General features: G+C 34.0%; 10 protein-coding genes. 8 read left to right on the top strand and 2 right to left on the bottom strand.

Features of this window, described 5'->3' with window-relative positions; genetic code table 11:
* The first annotated feature begins 8 nt into the window (after positions 1–8).
* Both treR and SLH48_RS06985 read left to right on the top strand, forming a co-directional pair.
* On the top strand, positions 9–725 hold the full coding sequence (gene treR, locus SLH48_RS06990) for a trehalose operon repressor (protein ID WP_320257551.1): 717 nt from the start codon (positions 9–11) through the stop codon (positions 723–725).
* Positions 726–1,088: 363 nt separating this feature from the next.
* Entirely contained in the window at positions 1,089–1,487 is a 399-nt protein-coding gene (locus SLH48_RS06985; RefSeq protein WP_320257550.1) for a M23 family metallopeptidase, read from the top strand.
* A 126-nt stretch (positions 1,488–1,613) separates the two neighbouring features.
* On the opposite strand, the gene SLH48_RS06980 is transcribed toward SLH48_RS06985, so the two are convergent.
* Positions 1,614–2,690: a hypothetical protein gene (locus SLH48_RS06980; protein ID WP_320257549.1), complete on the bottom strand. Its 1,077-nt coding sequence runs from the start codon at positions 2,688–2,690 to the stop codon at positions 1,614–1,616.
* A gap of 456 nt (positions 2,691–3,146) precedes the next feature.
* On the opposite strand from SLH48_RS06980, the gene SLH48_RS06975 reads away from it, so the two are divergent.
* The 3 genes from SLH48_RS06975 (at position 3,147) to SLH48_RS06965 (ending at position 5,812) form a co-directional block, all read left to right on the top strand.
* On the top strand, positions 3,147–4,451 hold the full coding sequence (locus SLH48_RS06975; protein WP_320257548.1) for an ATP-binding protein: 1,305 nt from the start codon (positions 3,147–3,149) through the stop codon (positions 4,449–4,451).
* A gap of 169 nt (positions 4,452–4,620) precedes the next feature.
* Positions 4,621–5,391 (top strand): DUF368 domain-containing protein, encoded by a 771-nt coding sequence (locus tag SLH48_RS06970; RefSeq protein WP_320257547.1) that lies wholly within the window; start codon positions 4,621–4,623, stop codon positions 5,389–5,391.
* A gap of 112 nt (positions 5,392–5,503) precedes the next feature.
* The gene (locus tag SLH48_RS06965) at positions 5,504–5,812 is read left to right on the top strand and encodes a cupin domain-containing protein (protein ID WP_320257546.1); all 309 of its coding nucleotides are present in this window, start codon (positions 5,504–5,506) and stop codon (positions 5,810–5,812) included.
* A 146-nt stretch (positions 5,813–5,958) separates the two neighbouring features.
* Here the strand turns inward: SLH48_RS06965 and SLH48_RS06960 are convergent, their stop codons facing one another.
* Positions 5,959–7,617: an AMP-binding protein gene (locus SLH48_RS06960; protein ID WP_320257545.1), complete on the bottom strand. Its 1,659-nt coding sequence runs from the start codon at positions 7,615–7,617 to the stop codon at positions 5,959–5,961.
* A gap of 301 nt (positions 7,618–7,918) precedes the next feature.
* Between SLH48_RS06960 and SLH48_RS06955 the strand changes: the two genes are divergently transcribed.
* The 3 genes from SLH48_RS06955 (at position 7,919) to SLH48_RS06945 (ending at position 11,244) form a co-directional block, all read left to right on the top strand.
* A complete protein-coding gene (locus tag SLH48_RS06955) occupies positions 7,919–9,157 on the top strand; it encodes an acyl-CoA dehydrogenase family protein (protein WP_320257544.1) in 1,239 nt (412 codons plus the stop codon).
* Positions 9,158–9,434: 277 nt separating this feature from the next.
* A complete protein-coding gene (locus tag SLH48_RS06950; RefSeq protein ID WP_214481939.1) occupies positions 9,435–10,502 on the top strand; it encodes a phosphotransferase family protein in 1,068 nt (355 codons plus the stop codon).
* A 10-nt stretch (positions 10,503–10,512) separates the two neighbouring features.
* A complete protein-coding gene (locus tag SLH48_RS06945) occupies positions 10,513–11,244 on the top strand; it encodes a 2-phosphosulfolactate phosphatase (protein ID WP_320257543.1) in 732 nt (243 codons plus the stop codon).
* Positions 11,245–11,334: the final 90 nt, after the last annotated feature.

The raw sequence follows: 11,334 nt of genomic DNA, 5'->3' as shown, positions 1-11,334 counted from the left end.
GATTTAATATGAGACAAAACAAATATAATGCAATATATAACGATATTACAGGAAAGATTCAACTTGGAGAAATAGAACCGAATACAAAGTTACCATCTGAACATGATTTAGCAAAAAATTATGATACATCAAGAGAAACGATTAGAAAAGCCTTGAATTTGTTATCGTTAAACGGCTATATTCAAAAAGTGAAGGGTAAAGGGTCTATCGTGTTGGATTTACGAAAGCTTCAATTCCCGGTATCAGAGCTAGTAAGCTTTAAAGAAATTGCTCAAAAGATGGAAGGGCAATTAGCAACACATGTTCATGAGGTCGTTTTAAGTGAACCTAACCTTTATATTCAAGATCAATTGAATATATCATCAACTGAAAAAGTATGGGAAGTCGTGCGAGTTAGGGAAATCAATGAAGAGAGAATTATTTTGGATAAAGATTATTTTATTCAGAAAATCGTACCGACATTAACGAAGCAAATTTGTAAGAATTCTATCTATGAATATTTAGAGAAAGAATTGAATTACAAAATAAGCTTTGCAAAGAAAGAAATTACAGTTGAAGAGGCAACGGAGGAAGATAAGCATCACTTAGATTTGAATGGTGATCGACACATTGTTGTAGTCAAAAATTATGTATATTTAGATGATGCTAAGTTATTTCAATATACAGAATCTAGACATCGAATGGATAAGTTCAAATTTGTAGATTTTGCTAGAAGAGGTCAATAAGAAAGTTCTTTTTATGAGACCCATTCATTGTAGTTCTGACCGAGTTAGACTCAGTATTTAGGTGTTATCTAGGCATGAGCGGTATTAAACCGACCTCATGCCTTTTCTTTTTGTGAAGAAAAACTGCTCACTTAATTATTGTGAAAATTGTACTATACATGAACCCTAATTCTTAATTAGGTGGAGTATAGTCTCCTGCTGACTTTCTTACGTGAAGACGAAGTTTACATGATATATAATAGGAAATTCAGCTAAGTTAATCATGCAATGCTTATACTCATGATAAACATGTATTTTACATAAGAAAGAGAACCTTTAGTACAAGTAATTACTATTATATTGAAAAAGGGGGAGGTTAATTTTGTGTTTATAAGACCTAGTAAAGGTAAAATTATTTCTGGTTTTCGGACAAAGCGTAGGCCAAATCATCACGGTATTGACATTTCTCAATCGGGTAAAACCGATATTTTAGCAGTTGCTAATGGGAAGGTTAGTCGTTCGTATACATCAAAAAGCTATGGAGAAGTCATTTTTGTTGTTCATCATATTAATGGTCAAACGTGGGAGACAGTATATTCACATCTAGAACTAGGGACAAGAAAGGTAAAGGTGAATCAACTAGTAAAACAAGGTCAATTATTAGGATATATGGGTGAAACGGGTTATGCTTCAAGGCAGCATCTTCATTTTGAACTTCACAAAGGTCGATGGAATATTAATAAAACCAATGCTGTTAACCCGGTGGATTTTATAGAAAGTTGATCTATCATATTTTATTCTAGTAGACTTAAAGTTACGCTAACATTGTAGACGGAGATCGTTATATTTTAAGATACAAAAAAACTGTCGACTTAGTCGACAGCCTTGAGCTTGTAGTTATCTATTTCTTCATGATTTAGTAGAATTTTCATTTCCAAGGTATTGAGCAAGTTGGTCATAAAAATCCTGAGGATGATCGACATTCAAAATGATTCTGCTAACATTTTTTTTCATACCATATAGAAGCTTTACTTGCTGAGGTTCGTTTAATAAAATCTCAAACGAAGGTTTTTCTTTTATAAAATCGATCGCTCTTGCATCAAATAACGTATTTAGTTCTTTATTTGATATCTGTTCTGGACCATCATAATGCTTAAACTCTTTAATTTTATCAAGTGGTACATCCATACGTTTAGAAAACCCTACGGTTAATAACAAGCTTTGTTTAGTTAATAAAAAAGGAGACAATCGAGTTGCCTGTATTTCAGCTAAGATAAACAGAACACTGTAAATGTTTAAAATAAGAAGAATATAGGCTACGACTTCATTCCATTGATGTAAAAAGTAATGGAGGCCAATTGATTCTATCACAATCGCATGAATGATCATAATATTACAGGCAATCATACTAGTCTTATGGTGGTACGTAAATCTCAACTCAGACGGGTTCATAAATTTCTTTCGCCATGAAAAGAATGCAAAATAAAACATGCTAATATCTGTAAGTAGAATTTGTACTATACGATTTCCAGGTAAATGTTTTTCAGCTATCTGCTTAATATTATGCTGGAAATATGTACTATTTGAATAGTTAGATTTATAGTCTTTAATGATAATCTTCATTTTTGAGACGATTTTAAATAAAATATACAGTTCTAGTAATACAAAAATTGCTTCGCAAAAAATCACAAAATAGTTTACAAGGGGAAATTCTTTAAAATAATTATTAGGAACAATTAAGTATGCCACACCGTAACTGAGAAGAATAACTAAACCTATATATTTGATGGAAAAACGCTTTCGAATAATGAAAAGGTAAGTTAACAAAGGAATGACTAAAATAAAATCAAGTAATGAACCTATAATTGCAGCGTCGGGAATTGGTTCTAATGATGGAAGGTTGTATAAAGTGAAATTCGCAATTAAAATAATACTAATTAACAGTAAGAACAAAATATAGTTATGTTTTTTGATCACATTTGCCATATTAAACCACCTCTGTCACCCATTATATAACATATTTCATAAATTTTCACTATTACCAATCTTGTTATATTCTATACTAATTTGAGGGTAAAAAAATCCAACTGATAGATTATATCTCTGCTATAATAGAATTATCATGCTTTCACCTAATATGTAATTAATTTTGACTACTACTTTCTAGCTAATTATTGAGGAGTATTTGTATATTTTGTGAGGCTCTTTTACATAACACTTACATTTAAGAAAGTGATATGTAGAAAATACGCTCCGAACGTTAGTTATATGCGAATATAGCTTTTATTGCGAAAAAGCAACAGAGTGGGCATGATAGGCGGTGTTTAAATCATCGCTTATTTTATATCGTACAATTTTATTCTTACATTGCACGTGCTAGATTTACTAAAGGCTAAATCATAACGAATGATCATCGTATATACTGTTGAAAAAGGTGAGTAGATGCATTCAAGATTAATTGTAAATAAGCGACTTGTATTGGCATACTTTATTGGTGGTATAGTTTGGATTTTTTTTATAGATGATATTCTGATTCTTCTTAACATAATGCACGATCCTTACGCATTAAAACTAGTAGAAACTATTATTTTTATAGTGGTTTCATCATATTTATTATATAGTTTCATAAAACAAACTGAATATTGTAAGAAGGCTGAAGAGGATGAAAACCAATTATCCTTATTAATCAATTCCATGCCAGATTTCGTTTGTTTTAAAGATGGTGATGGACGTTGGTTGAAGGTAAATGATTTCGGTCGAGACCTTTACCACTTAAATGAGGTTGATTATATTGGGAAAACAGATGCAGATTTAGGGGTAATTAATCCCTTTTTTAAAGAAGCGTTTGATGAGTGTTTGAAATCAGACAACGATACATGGAAGCAAGCGAAGATAACAAGAGCAGATGAATCATTTATATTACCTAATGAAGAGACAAAAACTTTCGATGTGATAAAAGTCCCATTGTTTTATGATAGTGGAGAAAGAAAAGGACTCGTCATTATTGGTAGAGATATTACACAACAAAAACTTACTGAAGCGATGCTATTGAAGAAAGAGAAATTGTCGGTAATCGGTGAAATGGCGGCTGGAATAGCTCATGAAATTAGAAATCCACTAACAGGTGTTAAAGGGTTTCTACAGTTAATGAGAGAAAATAATACTGCTTCAAAAGATCATCTTTCGATCATCATGTCAGAGATGGATAGAATTAACCACATTGTTAGTGAACTGTTAGTACTATCTAAGCCACAGCCTAAAAAATATAATCCATTTTTATTAAGTGAATCGCTATCATATGTTTGTAATATTACATCACATGAAGCGAAGGAGAAAGGTATCATCATAGATTTTGGCAATGATTCATATGACCCAACAGTATTCGGTGATAGAAATCAACTAATCCAAGTTTTTATAAATATCGTTAAAAATGCTATAGATGCTATGCCTAGAGGGGGAAGGATCGATATTAGTGTAAACAATATTGATCAAAAGTTTGTTAAGGTCATAGTAGTAGATGATGGCATAGGAATACCGAAAGAAAGACTCAATAAAATAGGAGAGCCATTCTTCACCTTGAAAGAAAAAGGGATGGGCTTAGGGTTAACGATCAGTAATAAAATCATAAATGAACACAAAGGAACAATCAATATTAAGAGTGTTGTTACAGTTGGTACTACCGTTAGTATCACGTTACCGGTATACAATGATCATGTTCCCGAAGCTTGCAAATCTAGTAATAAATAGAATGTTTTATTCTTTCTACTAATCACAATTAATTTCTGTTTATACATAGGACTTGACATATGACCTAGTAAATAATATGATGTTAATTTCAACGAAATGTTTTTACCTAAATTATCAATAAGTAAGGTGTGAATATATGGAGTGGAAAAATCTTTATAGAGGGTTCCTTATGGGGACAAGCGATCTTATTCCGGGAGTAAGTGCTGGAACAATAGCAGTGATTTTAGGCATATACAACAGATTGATACAAGCGATTAATAGTTTTTTTAGCAAAGATTGGAAAAAACAACTAGGCTTTTTAATTCCTTTAGGCGTAGGGGTTTTATCAGCTATATTTCTTTTAAGTCATTTAATAGATGTACTATTGGAGGAATACCCCCAACCGACTAACTTTTTCTTTCTAGGGTTAATTATCGGTATACTACCGTTTTTGTACATAAAAGCAGATATAAAAAATACATTTACTAGTAAACACTATATCTTATTAGTAATTGCCTTTCTAGCCATTGCTTCTCTATCTTTGTTTAATCAAAAAACTGTCGTTTTGGAGACAATAGGTGCTACACAATTATTAGTTTTATTTTTTTCTGGTTTTTTAGCAAGTATGGCAATGGTGTTACCAGGTGTAAGCGGCTCTTTTGTATTGTTGCTCATCGGTATGTATGAACTTATTCTACATGAAGTTTCAGAGTTTAATTTCATCGTCATTAGTGCTGTTGGAGCGGGCGTATTATCTGGTATCGTCCTTATGAGCAGATTGTTAAAGTATCTTCTTACTTCATATCCAATAATGATGTATGCAGCTATTATTGGAATGGTGGCTGGATCAACCTTTGTTATTTACCCAGGAATTGACGGACAAATTATTATTAGTATAGTGACGCTTACTGTTGGGTTTGCCACAGCAGTTATTTTAGGGAGAATCGAAAACAAAAACTAACGAAAGAAAAAATCCCACCACTTAGTGATTCATATCACTATGGTGGGATTTATTTTGAACTATAATGAGAATAGTTATCAATCAACCTATCTATAACTAGGAGGCAATGAAAATGGAAATAAAAAATATATCTGATTTTACAAATGACAATAAAGTGCTAAAAAAAATGGTCTATCGGACAGACTACTCTACAACAGTATTGGTAAAGCTAGCACCTGGGGGAGAAGTAGCAGAGCATAATCACCCTAAGCATGACATTTTTGTGCAGGTGGTCGAAGGTGAAGTGAAGTTTGTGGTAAACGGTGAAGAACATGAACTGTCAAAGGATCACTTACTAAGATTAGAGGGTCATGAAAAGGTTAGTCTTCAAAATAACTCTGAAGCTGATGCAACAGTTTATATAATACTTTCTAAACAATAATGAGGATAGAGTATAATGGGAGTCTTTCTTCATAACTTTTATGCGTTAATTGACATATAGTAGTAGCTTATAATAAGATTCACTGATCCTTCTTGACTGGGAACAGTGAATCTTTTATGTACGTTAACGAATCTATTATTTATACACTATACTGTTTTACTATTTTGGAATATACATTCGGTGACCTGTTTACGAAGTTTATATTTTTGAATTTTACCTGATGCAGTCATAGGGTAATCATTTACGAATTGTATATATTCGGGAATCTTATAAAAAGCGAGTTTACCTGTGCAAAAAGATTTCACATCTTCTTCTGTGATGGTTCGACCTTCCTTTACTTTAATACAAGCAGCTACCTTTTCACCATACTTTTCATCAGGAATGCCAATTACTTGTACATCAAAAATATCATCGTGTCTATATAGGAATTCCTCTATTTCACGGGGATATATATTTTCTCCACCCCGAATAATCATATCTTTCAATCTTCCAGTAATCTCTATATAATGATCAGGGTCCATAATAGCTAAATCTCCAGTATGAAGCCATCCATCTTGGTCAATTGTCTCGTCTGTCGCTTCTGGCATGTTGTAATATCCTTTCATTACTAAATAGCCTCTCGTACAAAGTTCACCAGGTGTTCCATATGGTACTTCTTTACCTGTAACAGGATCAACTATTTTCACTTCTACATGCTCGTGTGGTTTACCTACAGAGTTAACACGTCTGTCTAGCGGATCATTAGTCGTCGTTTGGGTTATGACAGGTGAAGATTCAGTTTGACCGTAAGCAATTGTAATTTCCTCCATACCCATCTCGGTCATGACTTTCTTCATTACTTCAATTGGACAATTAGAGCCAGCCATAATTCCAGTTCGTAGTGTTGATAGATCATATTGGTTAAAGTTCTCATCATTTAATTCTGCGATGAACATCGTTGGAACTCCATGTAATGCGGTACACTTCTCTTTTTCCACTGTTGACAATACTTCATCTGGGTTAAATTCTACAATAGGTACCATTGTAGCTCCAACGGAAACACAGGCTAAAATACTTAGGACACAGCCAAAGCAATGGAAAAATGGTACGGGGATACATAAATTATCGTTATTTGACAACTTCATTGCTTGTGCAACCAAATGTCCATTATTAACAATATTATTATGTGTCAACATAACACCTTTTGGAAATCCAGTTGTGCCAGAAGTATACTGCATGTTTATAACTTCATCTGGCCTTAAAGATACCTCAACATCCTTAAGATGTATATCCGTTATGCCATCACTAAGTTCCAAAAGCTGATTCCAATTAAGCATATATGATGGAGTCTCTCCAGAACCGATATAAATGATGTTTTTTAAGAAAGGTAAGTCATCAATATCGAGCTGTTCACTATTGAAGCTTTGAGATGTTGACTTAGTTATCTTTTCTATAATATCTATGTAAGAAGTTCCCTTATATCCGTTTATACAAAACAAACTTGTTGAGTCCGATTGCTTTAATAAATATGCTAACTCGGATTCTTGATAACTAGTATTAACTGTTACGAGAATTGCTCCTATTCTTGCAGAAGCAAATTGGAGTAATAACCATTCAGGAACATTTGTAGCCCATACGGCTATGTGATCACCTTTGTTAATACCTAAACCTAGTAATGCTTTGGCAAGATTTGTTGTCTCATCATAAAATTGCTTATACGTTAATCTTTTTCCTAACTTTGAGTAAACAACTGCTTCTTGATCAGGATACTTGGAAACCGCTTCAAGGAGTAAATCTCCTATTGTTTGGTTTTTTAATGTAGTCATAATTACCTCCTCATGTAATTTTGAAAATTTCACATTAAATTTACCTGACGTCTAGCAAAAGAATACTTATTATAAGTGTCATTTCATCATAGTTGCAGTAGTTGTTATATGCCATTTTTATCGTTTTAGTAAGATGTGGGAATACAATCAATGTGTTGTTAACTTGTCAATCTAATTACATTATATACCTAAATTTGAATTTTCAAAACATTTTTAAAATAACCTTGAATAATTCAAATAAGAAGATGTATGATAGTAATAGATCTACGTACTGACCAGTAAGTATGTAAGGAGGGGTAAGATGAATTTTTCATATTCTGATAAGGTTAAAGTGTTGCAAAATAGCTTAATAGATTTCATGGAAAAGTATGTTTATCCAAATGAAAAAACTTTTGAACAACAATTAAACGAGAGTGAGAGTAGATGGACGGTACCTCCAATAATGGAGGAATTAAAAGACAAAGCAAAAGCAGAAGGGCTGTGGAATTTGTTCTTGACAGATAGTCAACATGGTACGGGATTAACGAATGTTGAATATGCTCCATTATGTGAGATTATGGGGCGTTCAATCATAGCACCTGAAATATTTAACTGCGGTGCACCAGATACAGGTAATATGGAAGTGTTAGTGAGATATGGTACTGAACAACAAAAAGAAAAATGGTTAAAACCACTACTAGAAGGTGAGATTCGTTCTTGTTTTTCGATGACTGAACCTAATGTGGCTTCATCTGATGCTACTAATATTGAGGCGAGTATCATTCGAGAAGGTGACGAATACGTCATCAATGGGTGTAAAACGTGGTCATCGGGTGCTGGTGATCCACGTTGTAAAGTAGCTATAGTCATGGGGAAATCTAACTTCGATGCTCAAAAGCATGAACAACAATCTATGATTATTGTTCCTCTTGATACACCAGGAGTTAAGATTGAAAGGTGTTTACCTGTGTTTGGTTATGACCATGCACCTCATGGACATGCAGAAATTACGTATAATAATGTCCGAGTATCAGCAGAGAACTTAATATGGGGGGAAGGGAAAGGGTTTGCAATTGCCCAAGGTCGACTTGGACCCGGAAGGATCCATCATTGTATGCGCTTAATTGGCGCTGCTGAAAGAGCACTAGAAGAAATGTGCGATAGAGTACAACACCGAGTTGCTTTCGGTAAGCGATTAGCAGATCAAGGTGTGATAAAAGAGTGGATTGCAGATTCTAGAATTGAAATAGAACAGGCTCGGTTACTTACGTTGAAGGCGGCTTATATGATGGATACAGTAGGTAATAAACAAGCAAAAATGGAGATAGCGATGATCAAAGTGGTGGCTCCCAATTTAGCACTAAAAGTCATTGATAGAGCGATTCAGTCTTTTGGAGCAATAGGGGTGAGCGATGATTATACACTTGCGGCACAATGGGCTAACGCAAGAACACTGCGCCTTGCTGATGGGCCAGATGAAGTGCATAGAGCACAAATTGCCAAAATGGAGCTTAGAAGAAATAAAGAGCAGGTCAACAATAATGAAAAGCTCTTTTCATAAACTATGGGTACTCTTTTTCTAAGTTAAAAGGGTTGAGAAGAATAAAGCGTCTCCAATAAAGCTGATGAAAAGTAGATTCATTAAAAACTCATATGCTGTAACAAAAGGCGATCAACAGAACATGTCAAGTTAAGCAAAATGTGTTTTATAGTTTTTACCTCAATTTATAGGTGGGGTATTTCAATCGAAAAACAACAAACATATTAAGTGAAAAGACAATGGAATAACAAACTTGATGTTCTAAATAAAATAATATTTAATAAAGAGGTGCCAAAAAATGACAGATACAATACCTATCCGAAAAGGAGAAGACTTACAGGTTGAAACACTAAAGAAATTTTTGCACACTGAATTTGGAGATTTACCAGATGCTCCTCTTGAGATTAAGCAGTTCAGTGCAGGTCATTCAAATTTAACATACGAACTTACGATAGGGGATTGGGTAGCTGTTCTTCGTCGTCCACCATTGGGTCCTGTAGCTCCAAAAGCCCATGATATGCAAAGGGAATTTCATATTTTACAAGAGTTGCATCCCCATTATCCTATTGCACCTAAGCCTTTGTTATTTTCTCCAGATGAAACGATCGTTGGTAGCCCATTTTTTATCATGGAGCGAAAAAATGGGGTTGTCATAGATACATCGTTTCCGAAGGGTGTGTCGATTACGCCAGAATTAACAAGAGGTATCTCTAAGGAAATGGTAGACTCACTTGTTCAACTCCATAGTATTGATTATAAGCAAACAAAGCTAACAGAAATTACTAACCCCGATGGTTTTTTAGAAAGGCAAGTACATGGGTGGATTAAGAGATATGATAGAGCGAAAACAGATGATATTCCTGAAGTCGATGTATTGACAAAATGGCTAGTTTCTCACATTCCTAGATCTCAACAATCTACTCCGATCCATTATGATTTTAAACTTAATAATTCGATGTTCGCGAAAGACGATTTGACAAAAATGGTAGGTTTATTTGATTGGGAAATGAGCACGGTCGGAGATCCATTGCTAGATTTAGGAGTAGCTATGAGTTATTGGATACAGGAGGACGATCCTGATATTTTAAAAATAGGGTTAGGAGGCACCTCAGTAACAATTCAAAAAGGTTTTATGACTCGCGAGGAGTTCATAAGTGCATATGCAGAAAAAAGTGGTTTTGATGTGTCTAATATGAACTTCTATTTGACTTTTGCTTACTTTAAACTAGCAGGTATTTGTCAGCAAATCTACTATCGATGGAAAAAGGGACAAACGAAAGATCCACGGTTTGAGTATTTCAATCATTTTGTAAATGCATTGATTATTCATGCACTGCATACATCCAGCAAAAATGATTCGTATTGAGGTGCTTATGATGTCAAAAATTCATCTGTTAATGCGAAAGGAAGAAATAGATTCCGATAAAATGCTCGATAATAAGCTAGCGGTTATTTTTGATGTGTTGTTAGCGACATCAACAATTACATCTGGTCTATACTTTGGAGCGAAGGAGGTTATACCAGTATTAAATGGTGAGGAAGCAGTGAAGGAATCATTGCAACGACAAGAGAATAGCTATGTACTCGTGGGGGAGTATGAAGGTAAGACAATAGAAGGGTTTCTTGACCCGAATCCATTAACATTAAGAGAAAAAATAGCTGAGAAAACGATGATCCTATCAACAACAAATGGAACAGTTGCCATTCGGAAAGCAGCTAGTTCAAAAAAAGTATTTATTGGCTCATTATTAAATGCTGCAAAATTAGCAGAAGTAATTGACTGTGAACATAATGATGAAACTGTAGTCATTATATGTTCTGGAACATCTGGTGAATTTTGTTTAGAAGATTTTTATGGAGCAGGGTGCTTTCTTGATTTTTTGTTAAATCATACAAATAAAGACTGGGAACTAACCGACTCGTCACTAGCAGCTCTCTATTTTTATCGAGGTAATAAGGAAAATGGAGAAAACCTTCTTTTGGCAACACATGTAGGTTCAATGCTAAAAAAGTACGGCTATGAAAAGGAAGTAGAGTTTATTAGTAAAGTGGGTATCATGGGAATTGTTCCTTATTTGCACGAACAAGTAATTTTACCAATGTATTAACAGTGAAAATTAAGAGGTAGGGGGTTTGTGTTACGTGTTAACAGTCTCACTGAGGTGTGATTGTTTAACCAAAATAAATCATATAATATG

Origin of the sequence: Cytobacillus sp. IB215316 (genome assembly GCF_033963865.1) — a bacterium.
Classification (GTDB): Bacteria; Bacillota; Bacilli; order Bacillales; family SM2101; genus Nanhaiella; species Nanhaiella sioensis.
This window is presented reverse-complemented; position numbering and strand designations above follow the sequence as displayed.